This window comes from Zeaxanthinibacter sp. PT1 (genome assembly GCF_028464225.1).
Classification (GTDB): Bacteria; Bacteroidota; Bacteroidia; order Flavobacteriales; family Flavobacteriaceae; genus Zeaxanthinibacter.
Genome location: NZ_JAQPCN010000001.1, coordinates 357,579 through 381,910, shown reverse-complemented (window position 1 = coordinate 381,910; position 24,332 = coordinate 357,579). Strand labels below are relative to the sequence as shown.

General features: G+C 43.9%; 16 protein-coding genes. 8 read left to right on the top strand and 8 right to left on the bottom strand.

Annotation, left to right across the window (positions count from 1 at the left end; genetic code table 11):
- The first annotated feature begins 818 nt into the window (after positions 1-818).
- From PP178_RS01660 to PP178_RS01650, 3 genes are all read left to right on the top strand, one after another.
- Positions 819-1,463: an SDR family oxidoreductase gene (locus tag PP178_RS01660; protein ID WP_272592567.1), complete on the top strand. Its 645-nt coding sequence runs from the start codon at positions 819-821 to the stop codon at positions 1,461-1,463.
- Between the two features lie 167 nt (positions 1,464-1,630).
- Complete coding sequence (locus PP178_RS01655; protein ID WP_272592566.1) at positions 1,631-2,209, top strand: PhnA domain-containing protein; 579 nt, start codon at positions 1,631-1,633, stop codon at positions 2,207-2,209.
- A 202-nt stretch (positions 2,210-2,411) separates the two neighbouring features.
- Positions 2,412-4,259 (top strand): tetratricopeptide repeat protein, encoded by a 1,848-nt coding sequence (locus PP178_RS01650; protein WP_272592565.1) that lies wholly within the window; start codon positions 2,412-2,414, stop codon positions 4,257-4,259.
- 266 nt (positions 4,260-4,525) lie between these two features.
- Here PP178_RS01650 and PP178_RS01645 read toward each other — a convergent pair whose 3' ends face one another.
- The 4 genes from PP178_RS01645 to PP178_RS01630 form a co-directional block, all read right to left on the bottom strand.
- Positions 4,526-7,852, bottom strand: coding sequence for a VCBS repeat-containing protein (locus PP178_RS01645; protein ID WP_272592564.1), 3,327 nt, complete (start codon positions 7,850-7,852; stop codon positions 4,526-4,528).
- A 181-nt stretch (positions 7,853-8,033) separates the two neighbouring features.
- Positions 8,034-9,773 (bottom strand): RagB/SusD family nutrient uptake outer membrane protein, encoded by a 1,740-nt coding sequence (locus PP178_RS01640; RefSeq protein ID WP_272592563.1) that lies wholly within the window; start codon positions 9,771-9,773, stop codon positions 8,034-8,036.
- Positions 9,774-9,803: 30 nt separating this feature from the next.
- A complete protein-coding gene (locus tag PP178_RS01635; protein ID WP_272592562.1) occupies positions 9,804-13,007 on the bottom strand; it encodes a SusC/RagA family TonB-linked outer membrane protein in 3,204 nt (1,067 codons plus the stop codon).
- A gap of 337 nt (positions 13,008-13,344) precedes the next feature.
- On the bottom strand, positions 13,345-14,346 hold the full coding sequence (locus PP178_RS01630) for an AraC family transcriptional regulator (RefSeq protein WP_272592561.1): 1,002 nt from the start codon (positions 14,344-14,346) through the stop codon (positions 13,345-13,347).
- A 594-nt stretch (positions 14,347-14,940) separates the two neighbouring features.
- On the opposite strand from PP178_RS01630, the gene PP178_RS01625 reads away from it, so the two are divergent.
- Complete coding sequence (locus PP178_RS01625; protein WP_272592560.1) at positions 14,941-15,483, top strand: hypothetical protein; 543 nt, start codon at positions 14,941-14,943, stop codon at positions 15,481-15,483.
- A gap of 23 nt (positions 15,484-15,506) precedes the next feature.
- Here the strand turns inward: PP178_RS01625 and PP178_RS01620 are convergent, their stop codons facing one another.
- Complete coding sequence (locus tag PP178_RS01620) at positions 15,507-15,953, bottom strand: response regulator (protein ID WP_272592559.1); 447 nt, start codon at positions 15,951-15,953, stop codon at positions 15,507-15,509.
- On the bottom strand, positions 15,943-16,539 hold the full coding sequence (locus PP178_RS01615) for a helix-turn-helix domain-containing protein (protein ID WP_272592558.1): 597 nt from the start codon (positions 16,537-16,539) through the stop codon (positions 15,943-15,945). The genes PP178_RS01620 and PP178_RS01615 overlap by 11 nt, the downstream gene beginning before the upstream one ends.
- A 405-nt stretch (positions 16,540-16,944) precedes the next feature.
- On the opposite strand from PP178_RS01615, the gene PP178_RS01610 reads away from it, so the two are divergent.
- Together PP178_RS01610 and PP178_RS01605 are read left to right on the top strand one after the other, a co-directional pair.
- A complete protein-coding gene (locus tag PP178_RS01610; RefSeq protein ID WP_272592557.1) occupies positions 16,945-17,385 on the top strand; it encodes a response regulator in 441 nt (146 codons plus the stop codon).
- A 12-nt stretch (positions 17,386-17,397) separates the two neighbouring features.
- Positions 17,398-20,289 carry a PAS domain-containing sensor histidine kinase gene (locus PP178_RS01605; RefSeq protein ID WP_272592556.1) on the top strand — a complete coding sequence of 964 codons (2,892 nt, stop codon included), beginning with the start codon at positions 17,398-17,400 and terminating at the stop codon, positions 20,287-20,289.
- Between the two features lie 49 nt (positions 20,290-20,338).
- Here the strand turns inward: PP178_RS01605 and PP178_RS01600 are convergent, their stop codons facing one another.
- Positions 20,339-20,497 (bottom strand): hypothetical protein, encoded by a 159-nt coding sequence (locus PP178_RS01600; RefSeq protein WP_272592555.1) that lies wholly within the window; start codon positions 20,495-20,497, stop codon positions 20,339-20,341.
- A 323-nt stretch (positions 20,498-20,820) separates the two neighbouring features.
- Positions 20,821-22,056: a 3-deoxy-D-manno-octulosonic acid transferase gene (locus PP178_RS01595; RefSeq protein WP_272592554.1), complete on the bottom strand. Its 1,236-nt coding sequence runs from the start codon at positions 22,054-22,056 to the stop codon at positions 20,821-20,823.
- Positions 22,057-22,149: 93 nt separating this feature from the next.
- Between PP178_RS01595 and PP178_RS01590 the strand changes: the two genes are divergently transcribed.
- Together PP178_RS01590 and galE are read left to right on the top strand one after the other, a co-directional pair.
- The gene (locus tag PP178_RS01590; protein WP_272593607.1) at positions 22,150-23,304 is read left to right on the top strand and encodes a DegT/DnrJ/EryC1/StrS family aminotransferase; all 1,155 of its coding nucleotides are present in this window, start codon (positions 22,150-22,152) and stop codon (positions 23,302-23,304) included.
- A gap of 1 nt (position 23,305) precedes the next feature.
- On the top strand, positions 23,306-24,322 hold the full coding sequence (gene galE, locus PP178_RS01585) for a UDP-glucose 4-epimerase GalE (RefSeq protein ID WP_272592553.1): 1,017 nt from the start codon (positions 23,306-23,308) through the stop codon (positions 24,320-24,322).
- The last annotated feature ends 10 nt before the right edge of the window (positions 24,323-24,332 follow it).

Genomic DNA, 24,332 nt, shown 5'->3' with positions numbered 1-24,332 from the left:
CATGTTTACTGCAGTCTAAAGGGATAACTTACAACCGGGGAGGGGGTAAGTGCCCCCCGGGTGAAAAGTCAGCAGTTCTAAGTTAGAAGTATGCAGTATTTTCCTTAACAGCTCGTATATGAGATGGATTGTCCCTCCCGCCCGTACCGAACGGCACGTTCGGGCGGGTTGTCCCTATGTACCTATGTACCTTTGTCCCTCTGTACCTATGTCCCTTTACAGACTGCAAGCTTCCTGCAGTGTAAACAATTATCTTAAGCTCGGGGTGGGGTTAAGAGGCCCCAGTTGGCAAAAGAGATTTTTGTAGTATTAACTCAGAACTAGCATCGCCTATTCCCTTTTGACCCTCTGTATCCTAGTAACCTTGTAACTTTGTCTCTTTGTACCTATGTACCTATGTCCCTTTACAGACTGCAAGCTTCCTGCAGTGAAAGACTTTAACTTAAAACCGGGGTGGGGTTTTGAGCCCCCTCTTTTTGCGAAGAATCATTTCTACATTCAGTCTCTGCGGTTATTCGTTACAGATCAATACTTTAGCATTTGACCAGGCAGCCACCTGCTTCCTTTTCCCATTCAAAGCCGGGGACAGGTATGATTACTACTACAACTCCTAATTATGTAGTGTATCCCAAGTACTGTAATCCAATCAGAAAACACCGTAGCCAAACTTGCTTCTGCATCCATATTTTACGCTTCTCCATCAACTTCTTCCCCCGCTTATGATATCTTAAGTATAATTAATTCAACAGAGGCTTTTTCCGGGATGCAGAACTATTATTCCACTACCGGAGCTTGCCCCAAAAAATATTGGCTAAAACATGAGTAAGGAAAAACAGAAAATATTGGTTGCCGGTGCAACAGGAACAACCGGTAATATTGTCGTGAATCTTCTTAAAGATTCAGCTAATTACCAGCCTATTGCTATGGTGCGTAAAGAAGAACAGAAAAAAGATTTTGAAAAGAATAATATCCAGGTCGTTTTGGCAGATCTTGAGCAAGAAGTAAGCCATGCGGTACAAGGTGTGGATAAGATCATATTTGCCGCTGGATCCGGAGGGGAAAAGGTGGTTGAGGTAGACCAGGAAGGTGCCAAGAAATTAACTGAAGCCGGTAAAAAAGAAGGCATAAAAAAATTCGTGATGCTCAGTTCAATGGGAGCTGACGAACCAGCCCGGCACGTGAAATTAAAAGACTATCTGGAAGCTAAGCGCAACGCGGATGAGTATTTGAGGGGTAGTGAATTACCTTATACCATTGTGCGTCCCGGAGCTCTTACTAATGACGATGCCTCGGGTCAGATAAAACTGGAAACAAAACTTGCCGAAAAAGGAAAAATACCAAGGGCAGATGTAGCGAAAGCTCTCGTTACGGTATTGGAAGATAATGTAAGGAAAGGGGAAACTTTTGAGATCCTGCAAGGTAACACCCCTATAGAGAAAGCGCTAAGAGGAGAACGATATTAAACATATCAGGATTCGTATTTTCTTCAAAAGACCGGGATTAAATATCTCGGTTTTTTTGTGGCTGCCTGTCACTATCTAAACCCTGGAATTAAATCCTTTTAGTTGGGAATAATCGAAATTGATGGTGCCTTTTAATACTTTTGCCAATCTACCCATAATACTATACCATGAGTGTAAAAAAAGAACTGGAGCAGCGAAGTGGAGCGCAATGCGAGCTATGTAAGTCCGCAGAACAACTACAGCAATACCTGGTTCCGCCAAAATCGGAAGAACATTCAGAAAACTTTATAATTTGTTGTACTAATTGTTTTGAGCAAATTGAAGATAGAGATAAGATGCAAGCCGATCACTGGAGAGGCTTATCCGAGAGCATGTGGAGCGAGGTTGATGCAGTGAAAGTAGTAGCATGGAGGATGCTGAACCGTTTAAAAGAGCAGGCATGGGCACTAGATCTCCTCCAGATGTTTTATATGGAACCGGGAACAGAACAATGGGCCAGGAATTGGGATGAGCTTAAAGATGAGCAAGCCCTTGAACATTTGGATACCAATGGGGCTCTGTTATCTCAGGGAGATCAGGTGGTGCTGATCAAAGATCTGAACGTTAAGGGAGCTGGTTTTACTGCCAAGCGCGGTACCGCGGTCCGAAATATTTCATTGGTTCACGACAATGCCGAATGCATTGAAGGTAAAGTTAACGGGCAGCAGATTGTTATCCTCACAAAATATGTAAAGAAATCCGGTTAGTTAAACAAGGCGCAGGAGTTTATCATTGCCACGTGCATAAATATCTTAAAATCATGAGATATAGTTAATTGTGGAAATGCCATTTCGTTAAATTGGTAAAATAATAGAGGGAAGGGTGATAATTTAATAAGTTTTGTTTAACGATTTTAGATACTTTTAGGGGTCTCAACTATTACTCAACTCTTCTAATCAACGCCAACCTATGTATACCTGGTCCACGAGGTTTACCTTCTTCCTGTTCATGGGTGCTATCTCCATACTATGTGCCCAGGATGTACAAAATGATTCTGTTTCTTTTTTCTTCAATAAAATGGAGGAATTTGCTGATCAGCATTCCGGAGAGCGAATCTCCATTACTGAGCGTGAGTCCCTTTTGCGCCATGTGGAAGGACGGGAAAAAGTACAGCTGTTGTTAGATCTGAGTAAAGCCCACATGTACAAGGATATCCATGCGGCTAAAACCTTTTCAGAAAGAGCCTTGATCTTATCCTCTGAACTCGGTTTTAAAAAAGGCATATTACAATCTAAATACCAGGAGGCATACCTATTGTTTATTCGAGGTGATTTTGACAGGTCTTTTACGCTGGCATCCGAAGTACTGTCCACTGCAGGGAAGAACAATTTTTTGGAAGAGCAAGGGGATGTTCTCACCCTTATAACGGATATATATAGCGAGAAAGGACATTATGATAAAGCACTTCAGACAGGGTTAGAGCTCCTGGATATAGCAGAAACTCATCATACGGATCATCTTTATATGAGGGCATATGCGGCCTTATCACATTATTACCTGCGTACCGAGAATTATGAAAAGGCATTGTCCTATTGCCTAAAAGGCATTCCCTTCATAATCAGGTTAGGACAAACCCAGTATTTCTTTCCCAAGATCGACGAGATAGCTCGAATGAAATCTAAGCTTAGTGATGTTCAGTCGGCTTTAAAAGCTTATGCATTTTATGAAAAATTAGAAGTAAAAATGCCGCCTCCAGGGGATTACATTGAGAGTGCGGTGCATATGAACATGGCCGACATTTACCTTATGTCAGGTAATCTTGACAAGGCTCAGGCCTATTTATCGCGGGCTTTGGAGAAGAATTACGAAAAGCAATACCGCTTTCGGATCCCAAGGGCACTCATTCTTCAAGGACAGCTTTTATTAAAACAAAATGATACTGTTAATGCTATTAAGTCTTACGAGGAAAGTCTTGAAGCGGCAGAGCAGATTAATGCTTTTGATGTGGTCAAGGATAATAGCGAAATCCTAAGCCAGTTATACCAACAAACAGATCAGCCTGGAAAATCATCAGAGTACAAGGCGTTATTTGAGACCATCAGGGATTCGATTTTTACTAATGAGCAGGAACAAAAGATCGTTATACTTGAAACAAAGAGAAACGTTAAAGAAATCAGCCAGCGAAAAAGAATACTGGAACTGGAGAATGAAAAACAGCAGGCTAATTTCAATACCCTGTTTACCTTGCTTATGCTCGTATTAACGATAAGTGGACTCTCCGTATATTCATACTTCAAAGTCAGGTCCAAGAACAAGTTACTTTATAATAAGGCGTTAGAGCTGGCCAAAGTACAGTCAGAGTTAAAAGAAAAATTACGGACATGGGAAATAAATTCGGTCTTAGTGGAAGACAAGAAGGAAGCTGGCAGTAACTGCCAAACGATGGATGATGATGTTAAGGCCATCATCCTGGCCAAACTTGAGAATTTGGAATGTGAAAATTTCTTCCTGGACCCCTGCTGCAACTTGCATTCCCTTGCAGAATCACTCAAGACCAACCCTAAATACCTTTCCCAGGTCATCAACCAGGAGAAAGGGTGTAATTTTAATAACTATTTAAACTGCCTTAGGATAGATTTCCTTATTCCTAAACTCATAGAGGATGAGGACCTGCGCAATAGTAAATTGTGTTATATCGCCACAACTGTAGGCTTTAATACCCTCAACACCTTTAATTCGGCTTTTAAGAAAAGACAGGGTATACTCCCGTCTTATTTTATAAAAGAACTCAACCAAGCTAAGGTAGAATCTGAGTGATCTTTTTTAAATGAAAAAAGCAGCGCCTTAACAAAGAACGCTGCTCCAACTCAACAATCTAAAATCAACTAACTCTGTTTTCAGAATTAACAGGCCCGGGGGAACTGGACCACTCTATATCTTCGGAGATTTCCGTTTATCTATTCGTAATGGTAAGCCTGCAATCTGGTCTAGGAATCTGATCCTAAGTTAACCGAATCAGTGATTCTACCATATACAAACCCTTTAAACCGCTATAAAATTCATGAATTTATACACTACTTATACTAGTTGAGCACGGCAGTCCTCCTGGTAAATATCAGGAGGCTGTCCCTGTTTTGGCTGGCCAGGTATTTAAAGCTCTTATCCGCACCCTCTATACGAATGAGTGATTTGGCATCACCGGTGACTTCAAATCCGCTTTCAGGTGTCGGTACGGCGGAAAAGTTTCCTTTGCCGTCTCCCTTCAGCAATAAACCATTAAAGGCATCGTATTTCCCTATAAAAGGTTCGTTCCCGTAGTCATTTCCAATTAACATTAAGTCTTTATGCCCGTCCTCATCCAGGTCTTCGATCAGCAGGTCTGTTAGGGGGGCTAATTGTGCTTCTGTGGGTAGCGGTCTTATTTTAAAGGTGCCATCGCCTTTATTTTCTATATAGATGCTCTTATCCGTATTTGCTTTGAGATGAACTGCTCCTTCTAATTCTCGGTCTTTGAAAAGATTATCCTGGGTAGCTTTCGCATAGTCCTTAAAAAAATCGAATTTACTACGGAATAATGGGCTTTGTCCGTAAAGGTCTCCCCAGAAATGAACCGGGAAAGATTCGTATTCCCCTTCGTCGTTTTTAAAATATGCGAACATTACCGGATCTACACTGCCATTATTGTCAAAATCTTTGGCCAGCACAGAAACCGGCCGGTCCTCACTGGCCTGGTAAAAATTATTGGAACCTAAATTCCCGACAATAAGATCTATATCGCCATCATTATCCATATCGGCAGAGGCTATGGATTGCCACCACCCTTTCTGTTCCTCCAGCCCTGTGCCCTTTAATTGAGTCAGCGTATTTTCTTCATTCCTGAATATGGTAACGCCCATGAATTCACCCACGAGAATTAGGTCGTTTCGCTGATCCCCATCAATATCGGCCCAAACCGCATCGGTGACCATACCAATGTTAGAAAGACCGGGGGCTTTGGCAGCGGTAACATCTTCTAACTGGCCCTTGTTATTGCGTAAGAGGAAACTTTTTTCCGGCAAGGGATATCTGCCTATGGGCGTGCGTCCACCCACAAAGAGATCAGTATATCCATCCCCGTCAAAATCCGCAGTGGTAACTACAGATCCGCTGGCATTAATTACAGGCATTAGGTGTTCGGCTGAACTGAAATTGCCCCTACCGTCATTGATAAAAAGTCGGTCCGAGTAATGTTTACTTTCCCTCTCAAATTCATTGCTTCCGGACACAAGGTAAAGATCCAGGTCCTGGTCATTATCAAGGTCAAACAAAGCCATGCTTTCTATTTCGTATTCCAGGTCTTCTTTATCGGTAAATAGTGGTTCTTGTATAAATGATCCATCTGCTTGTTGGAAAAACAGGGTAGGGGAATGACCGTTAGATCCACCGATGATAAAATCCTCCAGGCCATCGCCGTTCATATCCCCCGCCGTCATATCGGGTCCGTTCTGGGTCAGTTTATGTGGAAGGATTCTTTGAATATTGAAATCGATCATATCCTGTTCCTGATGCTTAAAGGCCAATCCTTGATCCCTGGGTACCTTAGTGAGTATCGGCTGAGAATCCCGGAACGGTTTAGGCCCTGTTTTTTGTTCTGTTGCAGTAGCATCCGCGTAAGAAATCACTAAGGTCTGGTTCGCTTTCAGACTACCTAAATCTTGGTGTCTCCCGTCTGGCCACCAGATTTCCAATTGCTCTAATTGCTTATATGCACCGGTACCAAAATGGATCAGGTCCTCTACAGAAGACATATATCCCCTGGTCACCTGTTGTTCGTGGTACTGTATTAGATCTTCACTGGCCTTTAGACGTAATTTAGCGCCTATTCCCATCGGATTGCTCTTGGGTCCCTTGAGGCGTACATTCAGGTAATTGGCAGCATCAGCTCGTTGGTCAAGCCGATTTTCAAATACGAATGCAGGGTCGTTGATGTTGTTCACTACATAATCCAGGTCCCCATCAAGGTCCAGGTCGGCAAACACAGCTCCGTTGGAGAAAGATGGGATGTTCAGGCCCCAGTCATTCCCACTGTCCTCAAATGTCCAATCACCCTTATTCCTGTAAGCGTAATTCGGGATCTTAACGATTGGGATGGAGTCAAGAATATCTTTAGGGCTCAGGAAACGGCTTACCCCAACACGAAAATCTCCAAAATCCTTATCCGTAATGTCCCTGGGAAACCCATTTGTAATCAGGAGGTCCCTGTAACCGTCATTATCAACATCCATAAATAGTGGAGACCAGCTCCAGTCTGTCTTCGCAACACCGGCCATCAATCCTATTTCGCTGAATGGCAGCTCAGCTGCATTTCCCTTATGAAGCATATTTCGGCTGTATTGTTCTTCATAGCCCCACTTCCGGTTCATAATTGTTGTGATATAAGGGTTATTACCGATAGTGGTTTTCATACGGCTGTTTGTCTCACCCAGCATGTCCAGGGTGATGATATCTAAAAGACCGTCATTGTCATAGTCGGCAATATCAGAGCCCATGGAAAACTTACTTTGGTGCCTGATCCGATCTTTGATATCGTTCCTGAATGTTCCGTCTCCATTGTTGATATAGAGCAGGTCATTGGTAAGATAGTCGTTGGTGATATAAATATCAGGCCATCCATCGTAATTGAGATCTGCAATGGCAATTCCTAATCCAAATCCCTCGATGGTGATCCCCGCTTCCTGGGTGACATCGGTAAAGGTTCCATCTCCGTTATTGTGAAATAAGCGGTCATTGCTGATTGCCGTTCCATCGGTAATTTTTGTCCGGTAATTGGTGGGGAGTACATGCACCTGTTCATTGTTCAGGACATAGAGATCCTGGTGACCATCCTTGTCATAATCAAAAAATGCGGCCCCCATACTGTTGCTGGAATCATCAACGCCGTATTCAGCCGCAGATTCTTTGAATACGGGAATTCCCTTATCGTTGGTCCCCTGGTTGATAAAAAGAAGGTTAGCCCTTTTTTCCTTTCCTTCTTCCCGGGCAGAACAAACATATATATCCGGAAGGCCATCCGTGTTGATATCGGTCACGGTCACCCCTGTATTCCATCGATCTTCGGCCATTATCCCAGCTTCTCTTGAGACATTCCGGAATTTAAACTCGCCCTGGTTCAGATACAATTGGTTGGGGACCTGGTTGCCCGAAAAGAACAAGTCGGGTAACCCATCAGCATTAAAATCGCCAACACCTACACCTCCCCCGTTAAAAATATATTCTTCGGTAAGGATATTCGCGCTGTCGGTCTCAACAATCTGGTTGTTAAATGTGATCCCCGTCTCTTCTGCTGATCTGAGCTTAAATAAGGTCTCAGGTTCTTCTTCACAGGAACAAATAAAAATGATAAGAAAAGAAAACAGGCTTAATTTTCTCATAAGAAGGTCATTAAATGGGTTGGTTGCTGTAATTGAGGTGCTGGTTTGCTCCTCAAATATAAGATAACACCCTATAAAAAATAAAGCCATGAAGGAGATTTTAACTCCCTATGGCTTTATCTGTAATTTTGGGACTATTTGCCCCCCTTTATTATTTCAAAGTTTATCGTCTACCTATTTATTAATAGGCCGGATCCTGAGTTAAAGTTGGTTCTCCATTCAGGTAAGAACGGTCAATAGCTTCAATTGGTATTGGGTAATATTCGTTCTTATTTGGTGTAAAGCTTTTGCCTTCCAGGTAGGTGCGATGCTCCGCTTCACTGTCGAGGTAAGCATTCAATACTTCTGCGGCCACTCCCCATCGCTGCAGGTCAAAAAAGCGGTGTCCTTCCATAGCGAACTCCAGTCGGCTTTCAAAACGAACTGCTTTTCTTGCCATATCCTGGTCTGTCCATGGAGTATCATAAGTAGCGATGTCATAATTGGCAGCTGCTTCTCCCTCAACTATGGTATAATCGTTCCTGTCAGCTCCTTGCGTGGCTTTGGGGACAAAGCCTACAGGGTTAGCGGCGCGACTCCTGATCATGTTGACCAATTCCCTGGCACGCTCCAGGTTTCCGAGTTCAACTTCTGCTTCCGCAAGCCAAAGCAAAATCATGTCGTAACGCATAATCCTGTAATTGTTGGCCGAGAGGTTCCCCCAGCCTCCGACTCCAAATGCTTCGGGTTCAGCTACGTGTTTTTTAGAGAAATACGGTCCTGCGTACGATAGATCCCGGACAAAATCAGTTTGGTATATTTTGAATCCCTTATATAGAATTCCGGGTCTTCCTACAGTATGGTCAAGTCTCGGGTCCAAGGTTCCGGTGTACTCTGTTTCCCAGGTCACATCATTATTGTCAAAATTATCTAACTGTGGCAGACCATTCTCCGTTTTATAAGCATTAACTAAGTTTTGTGATACCTGGTAGAAACCGCAGCATCCCCAAGGATCGGTATAAGGATGTGCAAGGCCTATACCCTGGTTAGATGCCTGGTCGTTGGAGCTGCTTATGGCGTACTGGATTTCAAAGATGGATTCTGCATTGTTCCTGGTTGCAACCAGGAAATTCTCTTCAAAATCATCGACAAGCATGAATTGGCCTGAATTGACAATCTCATCCAGGATAACCTTAGCTTCTTGCAGCTTGCTGATATTGGCAGCCCCATCTGAAGTCCATCCCTGGTACATTTTTGCTTTTGCAAGGAAAGCCAAAGCTGCCCACCTGCTTGGTCTTCCCAGGTCTGTTTGGCTATCCGGTAAAACATCTGCCGCAGCAGCGAAATCTGCTTCGATCAGTGGCCAGATCTCACGATCATTGGGAACTTTAGTGCTTTCCACATCATTTATATCGTAGACATCGTCCCCGATATAAGGAGGCATTCTCCACATCTTCCTGGCCTCAAAATGAAAGAAACCTCTTAAGAAACGCGCCTCGGCATTGATCTGTATCTTCCTGTCCTCACTGATAGACTCGGCATTTTCCAATGAGGTAATGACATCGTTAGTTCGCGCGATTCCTTTATAAAGCCCTCTCCATTTGTTGGTAATATGCCCGTTAAAGGACTGGAAGTCGTACGCTTCTATAAACGATTGTTCCGGTTGATCCCCGGCATCCGTGCCTTTCAGGGCATCGTCAGAAGGTATTCCCCCGAAGACCCAATTCTGTACATCATTGTTCCAGGGAGCCTGTCCGTCTAATCCCAGGCCGTTCAACATTTTATAGGCTCCTATAAGTATTCCCTCAATCCCATCCTCGCTGTTAAGACTGTTGGTACTGAACTGGCCCTGTGGTTCCCTTGTCAGGAACTCATCGTTACATCCCAGGGCTAGGAATCCGAGGGAGGCAAAAACCGAAATTATTGTTTTGATTCTTTTCATAATATCAAGTATCTGATGCGTTTTTTTTAATTATTTGAAGGATACATTAAAGCCCAGGGTGATTGTCCTCGCTACGGGCATATATCCTCCGTCGAAACCAAGTGTGGGGTCACTCTCTGTACCAGCCTGGATTTCCGGGTTGAGTCCGCTGTATTTTGTAAAGGTGTGCAGGTTCTGACCCTGTACATACAACTGTGCGGTTGCAAGCCCTAATTTAGATAAAATTTCCTCGGTGAAATTGTAAGTCAACTGTACATTCTTGATCCTGAAGTAACTCCCGTCTTCAATAAAGTATGAGGATGGGCGGCTACTTACCTGGTCATTGGCATCCATGATTGGCGCTGAGGCGTTAGGATTGGCGGCTACCCATTCGCTCTGAGGAGCAGAAGGATTACTCGGCTGCCACGCGTCGTAAAGTGCCCTGCTGGATCGGTTACCCTGGAAGGTGTTGAAATCGGCGAAATAACGTACATAATTGTAAATGTCATTGCCTTCAGATCCATTACCGAAGATATTTAAACTCAGGTTCTTATAGTTGAGGTCAAGACTGATTCCATAAGTGAAATCCGGGTGAGGGCTTCCGATAATAGTTCTGTCAGCATCGTCGATTACACCATCTCCGTTGATATCCGCAACTTTGAATTTCCCCGGTGCATTGTAAGACCCATAGGTAGGCCAGGCATCAGCCTCGGCCTGTGACTGAAAGATTCCAACAGTCTTAAATCCGTAGAATGATGAAATTGGTGAACCGGCTTGTGAAACCGTTAGTGCCGGAACCCGGGAAGAATACCCGAAGAATCTTGTATCTGCACTTTCATCCAATCTATCAACTGTATTCTTATAAGCCGAAAGGTTTCCGTTGATGCTATACCCGAAATCTCCTTTAGAATCAGAGAATGTAAGGTTTAGGTCGATTCCCTTGTTGGTCATTTGCCCGACGTTGAATGAAGGGGCAGCTGCGTCACCCGCAGAGAAGGTAATCGGTACCCTGAATAACATATCTGTGGTCACCCTGTTCCACAGGTCTAATGCAAAGTTTACCTTATTGTCAAACATGGCTAAATCTAGACCGATATTGTTAGAAGTGGTGGTTTCCCATTGTGCGTCCGGGTTTCCGAAACTCTGAACATCAAATCCAATTGTCGGTGAGCCTGCGGACCCGTCTATAGGGTATCCTGCATTAAAAATATTGGAGCGATAGGTGGTGTAAGCATTATAATCACCGATGGCTTGGTTTCCTGTTTTACCCCAGCCATATCGTAACATGGCATTGTCTATAAAAGGAAGGGCTTCTTGGAAAAAGGACTCATCAGAGATCCTCCATCCTAAACTAAAAGCTGGGAAGATAGCGTTCTGAGAGGCCGAAAGAAAACGTGAAGAAGCGTCGTTCCTTAGAATAAATTGAGCAAGGTACCTGTTGTCGTAGCTGTAGTTTAGTTTACCGAATTCTGAAAACAACGTATAATCCTTAAACACGCTACCGTAGTTAGAGGCTGTTGTGGCGTCTCCCAGGTCCAGGTAGCTCAGGATATCGGTGGTTTCAAAAGCGAACCGCTGCCGGCTTGCCCCGAAAACCTCACCAAATTGCTGAATAGCTTCAACCCCGACATAGGCATCGAATTTATGGAGCTCTTTAAACGTCTTACTATAGCTCAATACACTGTTCCAAACCCACTGGTATTCGTAAGCCTCCCTGGCGGTAGAGCTGTTGATGAAGTTACCTTCAACATATTCGGGCTGAGGTCTCCCAAGTTGCCTTTCACGCTGTATATTGGCATCAATACCAAAGCTCGTTTTTACCTGGAGCTCGGGAATTATATCGTATGAAGCAAATACATTTCCAAAAGTACGTAGTCTGTAACGACGGTTATCCTGTGCCCTGGACAGTACTGCAAAAGGGTTAAAATTATTTCCCAGGTTCGCCCCCCGGCTACCTGCAAAATTTCCGGCGATGTCATAGACCGGTAGTAGTGGATGGTGCTTGTAAGAACCGGATACAGCATTTTGTTCCTGGTTATTACCAAAGCCTCCTTTTCGGTTATCAAAAGAAACCGTAAAATTCTCTCCGACAGTCAGGCGATTCTCCAAGGCCTGGAATTCAGTATTCGCCCGTAATGAAACTCGGTCATAGCTGACGAACTTCGTGATGGCATCCTGAGAGAAGTACCCGAGGTTAAAGGCATAGCGTGCGCTCTCTGTAGCCCCCGAGGCTGAAACCTGGTGACTTACTATAGGAGCAGACCTGGTCACTTCATCCCACCAGTACGTATCGGCAGCACGGGTGATGGCGTAGATATTTCCAGGTTCCAATGCATATAAACTAGGGTCGGTTCCCGGGTCCCCCTCCATGGCTCCACTTGGGAATACATAGTCGGGTACGGTAACTTCTCCATTAGGTCCAAAGGTGTATTGCCCGTGACTTGGCGTTTTACCGGCGTATAGATCGGCCAGGTATAAGTAGGTACCCAGCTCTTCGGCATTAAGTACATCTATATCCTCTGCAGGGGATTGTAGCCCGTAAAAGGTATTGTAGCTGATCGTGGGTTTCCCCATTTTACCTTTCTTGGTGGTGATGATAATAACTCCATTCGCAGCCCTTGATCCATAGATCGAAGCAGCAGATGCATCTTTAAGAACCTGTAGCGATTCAATATCATTCGGGTTAAGGTTGGATTGAGATTCAGATGGCACGCCATCAATAATATAAAGTGGGTTATTATTACCTATGGTACCAAATCCACGAATCCTTACAGTGGCCTCACCCCCTGGTGTTGCGTCGTTCACAATTCCAATACCTGCCGCCCTTCCTTGCAGTTGCTGGGCAAAGGTCGTGGCAGGAACTGCGAGGAGATCTTCAGAATCCACAATGGCAACAGAACCGGTTACATCCCTTTTAGACTGGGTGCCGTACCCGGTAACCACCACTTCATCAAGCTGGCTTGCATCCTCCTCCAGGGTAATGTTGATCACTGATCGGCCGTTAACCGCTTCTTCTTTTTGTTTGTACCCGATATAGCTGAAGATGATTACCGCATCGGGGTTATTGAGGTTTAACTGGTAATTACCATCAAAATCGGTTTGTGTGCCGTTTGTAGTACCCTTCTCAATGACGTTTGCCCCGGGAAGGGGTCCTGTTGCATCGGAGACAGTACCGGAGATGGACTGTGCACTGACAGTCCCTGCAATAAGAATCAGGCTTGTCAGCATAAGGAATTTAAGGTGCGAAAGCTTCATAAAAATCCGGTTTATGGTTATGTATTGGTTTGTTTTATCGAGGAGGTCCCCCGAATATTGGGGCGGTATATTGAACCGCAGCCGGAACCAAGTTATCGGAATCATTGTGAATAAGAAGCTAATCGCCCTTAAAGGATGATCAAATTCATGAATTTGATCATAGCAGTGGCTTCCCGGGCTACTACCAAAAGGGGCGGCGGGGATAAGTTCTGAGCCTCAGGAAAAGAAGGGGGGATTTAGGCGTGGGATGTATTCGAGGTATCTAACATTAAAAAAGCCTAACCAATTTACATTGGTCAGGCCTTTCCTTGAGCGAGTGCAGAATGTTATTTTTCTATCAGGCGGTAGCAAATACCGGTACCTGGTGGCTCTGATAATTTTTTGGGCTACACTTATATCTTTTCTTGAAAATTTTAGAAAAGTAACTGCGGCTGCTTAGTCCCACAGAGTATACTACTTCAGAGATATTCAGATCAGTGGTTCTGATCAATTCTTCAGCTTTCTCTACCCTCAGGTTCTTGATGTAATCACCCACGGTTGTACCGTGCAGTAATTTAAATCCTTCCTGAAGTTTTGCAGGAGATAAAGCATTTTCCTGGCAAAGGCTGGAAATTGAATAAGGGTATTCTGGGCTTTTCTTGATAGAATCCGATATCTTCTTTACCAATTTCATTTCCCTTGTGGTCAGCGACCCCATTGGATGTTCTCTCTGGTGCTCATCGCTGGCGTGTTGCTGAAGCTCCATAGCCAGGATAACATGAAGTATTCCTTCAGTCATTACTTTTCTGACAACTCCTTCTGCTTCAATATTATTCAGTCTTTCGATCTGCTCTGCAATACGGATATTATAGGAGCCGATATACAGGAAATCCTTTCCTTCTTCAGAACCTTTGAAAAGCTGAACCAGTTTATTGCTCAGGCTTTCACCTTGATAACTGTACATTGGAGGAACTACTTTATCGACCATGATCAGGGAGATCTTGGTTTCTGTCTGCTTGTTGAATTTCAACATCAGGCTTTTATCCTCTTCGCTATTCAAAATAGCTGTCTGGTAGGTCTCAACGACTCCAGAGGTTTTAGCGCCTTCAAATCCGAAACGAAGACTTCCCTGGCTGCAATATCCCAAGAACAGGGATTGCGCATCTTTAGGCTCAGTACTGATCTCGAAATCCTGGTTAAAGGTTACGTCGAACTCGATAAAAGATATTGGGCCGTTAAGCTTAATACCTTTAAGTTTTCCTTTTCCTAATTCGTTATTAAAAGTTAAATTATATTCACCGGCTTCGGTGTTAAGAGTACCATTCATGTTCTCCTCGAAGAAACTGAAGATACTTGACATTGGATTAGATATAGCTACATTATTCATTTTACATGGGTTTTTTGTGATACACTAAATTGTTGTGAATCTTCGTCTGAAACAGGTGGAGAAAAGGACTGAATTCGGTCTGATTACTCGGATGGAATTGGGCTTGGATCTACCTCCTGATTCAATAATGTAAAGGTCCTGTAAACAAGACGTAAATGCATTACACAATTACTGGAAGAACTTACAGTATTACCGTATTTACGTCAATTTGTTGCTTTATTGGGGCAATTTTTTAAATAGTACCAGCAGATGTAATATTCAGTGAATTAGGGAGATATCGATAAATTGATGTCCAAAGTGCGTTATAAAGTTCCCGGAAAATGAATTCTTAATCCCATCACGGAGGACCCCTTGATAGGGGTAATTTTGAGCATCAATATTTGTGGAAATTGCTTGTCGAACATTGTGTGATATCCTGGATTGTTAGTATATAGGAATGTGAAGAATTAGTTGAAGAAGCTTAAAATTTAATAAATTTAACAAGTGGCTGATGTGTAGTGACTTACCGATATTGGAAGTGGTAAGCACAATGGAAGTCATTATTCTGGTATCAGAAACATATAAAGAATGAAACTAATTACTCATCGCATTGTACTCTGGGCTACCATCATTTTCGTGCTATTAATGATTCCTGCTGTTGCTGGCATGTATTCAAAAGAGGTGCAATGGGATTTGACAGATTTTATACTGATGGGATCTGCCTTGTCAATACTTGGGTTATTATACGAAGTTATCGCCAGATCTGCTACACCTTATTATAGGGCTGCATTTGTAGTTGGCCTCCTGGGCCTTTTCTTACTTTTCTGGGTAAATGCCGCCGTAGGTATTATAGGAGACGAGGGGCAGGATGCAAATCTTTTATACGGTGCTGTATTTGTTACAGGATTATTGGGATCCCTTTATACGCGCTTAAATTCTCGTGGGATGTCCAGGACCATGATAGCCATGGGAATAGTGCAGCTGCTGACCCCTGTAGTGGCCCTGATGGTCTGGCCGCCACCCCTTATCTCCTGGTCACCTGGAGTGTTCGGGGTATTTGTGGTCAGCGCTTTCTTTTCACTTCTCTTCTTTCTCTCGGCATATCTATTTCACCGGGCTGGACGCTCCTAAGCGATATAATAATAGCTGCGGACTCAGATCCTCAGGATAAAATTATCCTTATCAAGGTTGGAAGAATGGAACTGCCAGTTAATACTCAGGATCTTCTGGATCGCATTTTGCAACTTCTTAAAATCTGATGGTTTGGTGAGATAGATGTTAGCGCCCCGCACATAGGTCTCTACTATATCCTTTTCCGAGGAAGAGGTAGAGTAGATAGCGACGGAGAGGTTCTTTAAACGGGAGTCACGGCGGATTTCATCCAGGCAGCGCATACCGTCCATTACCGGCATATTCAGATCCAGGAATAGTACCTGGGGTAATTCCACGTCCGGTTTTTTCAGGTAATTCATTAACTCCAGCCCGTTTTTGAACAGCAGGAGTTTCGTCTTGATCTTCAGCTCGTTTATTGCATCCTCGAACAATAATCTGTCGTCTTCATCATCGTCAGCCAGGGCAACAGTCAATAGGTCAATTTTCATTGTCAATTTGGGTATATTCTCGCTTTCTTAATTGATCACTCTCTTTCTTCTGACGAATTATCTCCCTGTATAACGTAGGGGATAGTCCAGTCGTATTCTTAAACTGGTTAGAGAGATGGGCTACACTGCTATAGCCAAGTTTGTGTGCGATCTCGGTTAAAGTATAATTTCCGGTATTGAGGTGTTTTTTAGCGACCTCTATCTTTTTCAGGATAACGAAATTCTCGATCGAGGAATACGTTACTTCTGAGAAAGTGCTCGATAAGTGAGCGTAGGAATAATTACAGGTATCCGCCAGGTAAGTGGATAGTTTTACATCTTTAACGGCTTCGCCATCAACGAGGTAAGTGGTTATGGCCTTTTTGATCTTTTGAACCAGTCCGTGTTTATGGTCGTTGATGATAGTTATACCCAGGGCAGACAAATCCGCCTGGAGATCGATCATCACCTGGGGAGAAGGGCTGCCTTTTATGCCTATCTCAGCCAGGGAATGAAATTCGTATGCCAGCCCGTATTTTTTGAACAAGGGATCTAAAACTTTATCCAGAAGAAATTTCAGATCGTAATCAATCGAAATTTTCATCATAACATTCTGCTTACACCGCAAGGTATGAAAGTTCCAAAAATAAATTTAAGAGAATTATCAAAATTGGTGAAATATTTGGCAAAATATGAGGAATACAGGGAAAAGAAAGTGGTTTGGCTGCACGACACGAATTTTCCGAGTCAGTAATTAATTTTTTTGAAACAAAACCCAAGTATTCCTTGAGCTACATTGCTTTCTGATTCAATCCCTCAAGGATAAACCAGCAGGATAATATGCTTAATATTTACGCTGCTCTCCCGGTGATTGGTGTTAGCTGGGATTCTGACAGGTCATGGAACTTCTTTCGGATACAATTTAGTTCTCCGTGAAGTCCATGAATCTTATTGTTAGCTTTTCAGCTTAAATTTGACCTGTATTTTTTACTAGAATAAGTATCTTTATTTCATGAACAACAAACCTCTTCATATTGTTCTGGCGGACGACGACGATGATGATCGTCTATTATTTACCGAAGCGCTGGAAGAAACTTCCATCACCGCAACGGTAACTACGTTTGATAACGGGGTAGACCTTATGGCCTATTTGATATCAGATGAACCCTTGCCGGACATTATTTTTCTAGATCTGAATATGCCTCTGATGAATGGAGAAGAGTGCCTTAGGGATATCCGGAATGAACCGGATCTTAAGCGTATTCCTATCATTATATACAGTACGTCTTTAGATTTGGACAAGGTGAAGACCCTGCGTAAAAGAGGGGCTAATTATTATATTCAGAAGCCTGCTTATTTTCATCAGTTAAAAATGGTGTTACAACGCAGTATTGAATCCGTGATGGAAGAGGGTGAAAAGACAGCACAAGAGGCTGACTTTGTCATCAAATAGGAATACTTTCTTATGAAATTTCTCAAAAAAGACCAGTCGACCCACTTTCTAAAGGGTGGGGGCGAAATGGGAGACATCATACGCAATAAGGATTGGTCCGAGACCTCTGTTGGAAATCCTTCTCAATGGCCGTCATCACTCCGGGTTCTTCTCAATACCCTCCTCAATTCCAGGTTTCCCATGTTTCTCTTCTGGGGCGACGAATGGATCTGCTTTTATAATGATGCTTATCGACCTAGTTTGGGAAAGGAAGGAAAGCATCCTTACATTTTGGGGGAGCCTGCGGTAGTTGCCTGGCCCGAGATCTGGCCAACTATCAAACCCCTGCTTGACAAAGTTTATAATAAAGGAGAGTCCACATGGAGTGAGGACCAGCTTATACCCATTTACCGTAATGGGAAAATTGACGACGCATACTGGACTTTCAGTTATAGCCCTGCTTTTGGAGTCTCCGGATTAGTAGAAGGGGTCTTTGTGGCATTGGCTGAAACCACTTCAAAGGTGCAGTACCTGAAAAAACTAGAACAAAGCGAGGAGCAACTCAGTAACGCTCTTGAAGCTGCTCACATGGGGGCCTGGGATTTGGATCCGCAGAAAGGAACTTTTACAACCAATAAAAAAGCACAGCAGTGGTTTGGATTGCCCCCGGGACCTAATGAAGACCTGGAAGATATATTTGAAAAAATTATTGAAGAAGATCGCGAGCAGGTTCGACAGGCTGTGGAGGATACCCTGGCTAATTCATCCGATGGAAACTATGATGTGGTTTACAGGATACGCAAGGCCGAAGAAGGTGATATTCGGACCTTAAGAGCATTGGGTCGTGCGTGGTTTAACGAAGACGGGCAGCCTTACCGATTTAATGGTATTGTTCAGGATATTACGGCACAACATAATATTGATAAGGAGCGGCATAAGCTGATCTCCCTCATAGACTCCAGTAACCAGTTCATTGCTCTGGCCGATCCGGATCAGCAATTACAGTTCGCAAATGCAGCAGCTGTCAATATGTTGGGCTGGGAAAATATCAACCAGCGGAAATTAATCGATTTCGTATACGAGAAAGATCGCACCAAGGCCGAACACTTATTGGCAAATCTCCCTGATAAAGGATTTTTCAGTACTGAGATTCGATTTTTCGACGAAGCAAGTAAAAAACCATTTTGGTTAAAATGGAACATGGTCGTTGTGAAGGATCCGCACAACGGGGAAATTCTTGGTTACGGCACCGTTAGCACAAATATCGAAGAACAAAGGGCTAGGGAGGCTCAGTTAGAACTCGCTCTGGACCGGATCGTGGAGCAGGAAAGGAAATTCAGGAACCTAGTGAAACAGGCACCCGTGGGGATTGCAATTTTTAAAGGGGAGGACTTCCTGGTCGAACTTGCCAACACTACCGCCTTAGCCATTGTGAAAAAGGAAGAACGGCAGGTACTGGGGGTGCCATTTTTCGATATCCTGCCCGATACACAGGCAACCTTGATGCCTATGCTTAATGAAGTCCTGTTGACGGGCAAATCAAGCAGGGGGACCAATTTTCCAATTGCCATAGAGAAACGCGGCAAAAAGGAAACTCGTTACTTCAATTTTATTTTTTACCCCGTCAAGGATGAGGATGACCTGGTCACCGGGGTAATGTGTGTGGCTACAGAGGTCACGGAATCGGTCCTGCTGAGTAATAAATTGAAGGAAAGTGCCAAGCAATTCAGGAATCTGGTAATCCAATCACCTATCCCTATGACCATACTCCGAGGACCGGAATTTGTCATCGAGATGGCCAATGATATCATGATCGATATAATCTGGCGTAAAGATAAGGAAGAGGTAATTGGCAAGAAATTGCTGGATATATTTCCCGGGCTTGTAGATCAGAAGTATCCTGAGCTTCTCAATAAGATTATCGCAAAAGGTGAAACGCTCACCGTAAAAGAATCGCATGCGAGGATAGAAGGAAACGATGGTACCAGGGAATTTTATCTGGATTACGATTACGCACCACTCCGGGAGCTGGACGGAACCGTTTCTGGGATAATGGTTACTGTAAACGATGTTACCGATAAAGTACATTCCCGGAAAAAGCTGGAGGAGTTTTCCAAAGAGTTGGAGAAACAGGTCTACGAAAGAACCGAATTGCTGAATAAAACTAATCTACAATTAAGGGATTCCATCCGGGAGCTGGAGCAAACCAACGAAGAATTACAGTCTTTCGCTTACATATCCAGCCATGATCTCCAGGAGCCACTAAGGAAGATCCAAGTGTTCACGTCGCGTATCAAAGAGCGATCTGGTGCTAAGTTCACGGATAGGGACGAACAGGATTTTTCCAGGATTATAATTGCAGCTACACGGATGCGAACCCTTATAGAGGATCTGTTGGCCTTTTCCAAAACTTCTACCAGCCAGGGCGACTTCCGGATGATGCCTATCGCTGATGTTTTGGAAGAAGTCAAAGAAGACCTTTCTGATAAACTCCAGGAGGCTAATGCCAGTATTGTCACCGGGGAACTCTGCGAGATTAAAATGATTCCTTTTCAGGTTCACCAATTGCTGATCAACCTGTTGGAGAACTCCATCAAATTTTCGAAACCAGACGTGGACCCGGAGATTCATATTTCCAGTGAGAAAGTTGCCGGTAAGAACATCACCGAGATACTGTTGGATCCTAAGAAAATGTACTGTCAAATTACGATTTCGGATAATGGGATCGGTTTTGAAGGCAAGTACGGCGAACGCATTTTCCAGGTATTTCAAAGATTGCACGGCCGTAATCAGTTTGAGGGTACCGGGATAGGGCTGGCAATTGTTAAGAAAATTGTTCAGAATCACAATGGAGGAATAACAGCGGAGAGTGAACCCGGCAAAGGAGCTACCTTCAGGATATACTTGCCTGTTGAAGGGGTCTGAGTGAAGTTGGTCTGAGCGACGCTTGGGTTGTTACTTGTTCACGTATGGGCTAGAAGAAGCCAAGTGCAGCCGCAATCAGGCCGACCACCACGGAAAGTAGTATAAATACCAGTATCACGACCATGATACTCAAAAAACCGTTCAGGACCCGAGTTCCCATGTCCAAATTCTCCTCCATAACACCTAAGATTTCATTTAATTTACGCATAATACCATAGATTTAATTCCACGCGTAATTTTAATCGACCAAATGTTTAATTTTATCTACGACCCACCGGGGTTGCTGGCAATAATTTTGTGTCGTTAACGTTGCTAACCACATGAGGGAACTTGCATGTACCTAAACCGAACGGCGAAAGAATTGTCTAAATTTTCCTGGTAAACGGATCAGGATTTCCACTGCCCATGACCATGGAGTTCAGGGGTTTCTAAATTTGCCATTCCTATAAATCTACAAAAAAATACGATTGCTCCTGCTTTTTACAGTTGGGTTATGTGATGGCTCGTAGGAATTAGTAATAGGGAATCTCATTAAACGAGCTCAACGAAATAGTCCATAATCATTGTTGTTGCTCCTTTGTTAGAATGAATGTATCGTTCGTTGATAAGACCTTGTTCCTTCCTGTATTCAGGTTTTGAAAGTAAAGATTCCAGGGTCTGCGAAAACTCTTCCTGGTCCCTGACCACATTAATCCCCTTCAATTCCACCAATTCATTTGCTTCCTTAAATGAATCATACTGAGGTCCAATGATTACAGGGACTCCAAAAACAGCAGGTTCCAGGGTGTTGTGAAGGCCGGTGGCAAAGCCTCCGCCTACATAAGCTATATCTGCGTAACTGTAAACCTTGGTCAGTAGGCCTATGGTGTCCAGGATAAGGACCTGATGGTCTCCAATGTTTTTTGAATTCAATTCCGAGTACAGAATTGTTTTTTTGTCAATAGAGGCAGAAAGTTTTTCTAAGCTTTTGGGATTCATTTTATGTGGGGCGATGACGTATTTCTCATGGCCTGAGCTTCTGTTAATATGGCCGGTGATTATCGATTCATCTTCTGGCCAGGTACTTCCCGCTACAACGCAGAGCTGCCCGTCTTTAAATTTTTCCATAAAACTAAGCCTGTTGTCCCTTTCCAGGATTTCGTTGACCCTGTCAAATCGCGTATCTCCGCTAACACTCACCGGGACTATGCCGATCTGCCCGAGCAGCTTTCTGGAGTTTTGATCTTGAACAAATATGTGGGTGAAATTCTCCAGTGACTCTTTCATGAATTTTCCATACCACTTAAAAAAAACTTGCTTCCTGTTAAAGATGGCAGAAACGAGCAGGGTTGGTGTTTGACTCTTACCCAGGGCATCCAGGAAATTAGGCCATATCTCGTATTTCACGAAGATCACTGCCGAAGGGTGGGCAATCCGTAGGAACTCTTTTACATTTCCCCGGGTATCACCGGGCAGGTAAACAGTAATGTCCGCTTCTGCTGTATCTTTCTTGATCTCATATCCGGACGGAGAGAAAAATGTGAGTAGGATCTTATGCTGTGGATATTTTTTACGTACCTCCTTCAGGATCGGTAAGCCTTGCTCGTATTCTCCCAGCGATGCTGTATGCATCCAGATCACCTTGTCCTCTTCCTTGATTGAGTCCCTGAGCGTCTTAAAGGTTGTGTTCCGTCCTTTGACGAACAGCTTGATCTTTGGATGAAAGATGGCCAAAATTCGCAAAAGAAAATAGGTGATATGACTGGCTAAATTGTATAGGAAAAACACGTGGTTAAAGTTTCCCGCTAAAATAGCTTCTTTAGCCGAATTCGTTGTCCGACCCTGTCTAATTTCGTAATATTGTTTCCTCAATATCAGATGATGAAGAAAATACAGATGGTTGATCTTACGGGGCAATACCAGGGGATCAAGGAACAGGTAGACGAGTCTATTAGCAGTATCTTGGAAAATGCTGCTTTTATCAATGGCCCGGATGTTCACGAATTCCAGGCCGACCTGGAGTCCTACCTGGGCGTAAAACATGTTATTCCATGTGCAAACGGGACTGACGCTTTGCAGATCGCGATGATGGGACTCGATTTAAAACCGGGAGACGAGGTGATTACTGCAGATTTTACCTTTGCAGCAACGGTCGAGGTTATTGCACTACTGCAGTTAACACCCGTACTGGTCGATGTAGAGCCCGATACCTTTAACATCAATCCTAAAGCTATAGAGTCGGCAATTACGCCAAAAACCAAGGCCATCGTTCCCGTGCATTTGTTCGGGCAATGTGCAAACATGGATGAGATCCTTGCCATAGCGGAAAAACACAATCTCTATGTGATCGAAGACAATGCCCAGGCAATTGGTGCCAACCATACCTTCCGTGATGGAAGTAAGAAGAAGGCAGGTACAATGGGTCATGTGGGAACCACTTCATTTTTTCCGTCTAAGAATTTGGGATGCTATGGAGACGGTGGCGCAATTTTTACAGATGACGACTCCCTGGCCCATACTATCAGGGGTATTGTGAACCACGGCATGTACGAGCGTTACCATCATGACGTTATTGGAGTAAATTCCCGATTAGATACGATACAGGCCGCTGTGCTGAGGGCCAAACTCCCTCGTTTGGATGCCTATTGCGAAAGTCGCCGACAGGCGGCCCGTCTGTACTCCCAGGCTTTTAAAGAGCAGGAACACCTTATCACTCCAAAAACGGTGAACAGGTGTGAAGGTATTTGTGATACCTGCGACTGCCATGTTTTTCACCAATATACTTTGCGGGTTACCAATGGCAAGAGAGACGCCCTGGCGGCTCATTTAAGCCAGGCCGGCATACCTTTCGGGATTTACTACCCTATTCCCCTGCACTTACAAAAGGCCTATGCGGATCCCCGGTATAATGAAGCCGATTTCCCGGTGACCAACCAATTGGTAAAAGAAGTGATCTCCCTCCCAATGCATACCGAACTGGACCGGGAGCAAATTGATTTTATTACTAATACGGTGATCCGATTTATCAATGAATAATATGAAAATACTAGTTACCGGTGGTCTTGGGTTTATTGGCTCTCATACCGTCGTTGAGTTACAGCAAGCCGGTTTCGAGGTGGTCATCATCGATAATTGTTCTAATTCCAGTGAAGATGTGCTCCGGGGAATAAGTGCTATTTCGGGAAAAACACCCGAGTTTGTGAAGATGGATCTTCGTGATAAAAGCGCAGTGCAGGAATTTTTCAGTAAACGAGGAGATATTTCCGGGGTAATTCATTTTGCGGCTTCCAAGGCCGTTGGTGAAAGTGTGGAGAATCCGCTATTGTATTATGAGAATAATCTGGGTACCCTGGTTTACCTTTTGCAACAGCTCTCTGCTAAGGATAAGGCTAATTTTATATTCAGTTCATCATGTACGGTTTATGGGCAGGCAGATCAGATGCCGATAACCGAAGATGCTCCTGTAAAACCCGCTGAATCCCCTTATGGTAATACGAAGCAGATCGGCGAAGAAATCATTCGGGACAGCTGTAAGGTATACGACCATTTGAATGCTATTTCACTTCGTTATTTTAACCCCATTGGGGCACATCCGTCAGCAGAAATCGGGGAGCTTCCTATGGGAGTGCCGCAGAACCTTGTGCCGTTTATTACTCAGACCGGAATTGGCCTGCGGGAGCAGTTGTCGGTCTTCGGAGACGATTATCCTACGGAAGACGGCACTTGTATCCGTGATTATATTCATGTTGTAGACCTCGCCAAGGCTCACGTCCTTGCATTGCAGAGACTGCTCGACGCGAAGAACAACACCAATTACGAGGTATTTAATGTAGGTACCGGTACCGGTAGTTCTGTCCTCGAGGTTATCGGAAGTTTTGAGCGGGTTTCGGGGGAGAAACTCAATTACAAGGTGGTAGACCGGCGGCCGGGCGACATCACAAAAGCTTATGCTGATACGGCTAAGGCGAACAAAGTGCTTGGCTGGAAAGCCAGTTCATCCCTGGATGATGCAATGGCTTCGGCCTGGAAATGGGAACAAAAAATAAGAGGATAATTTTAAGATC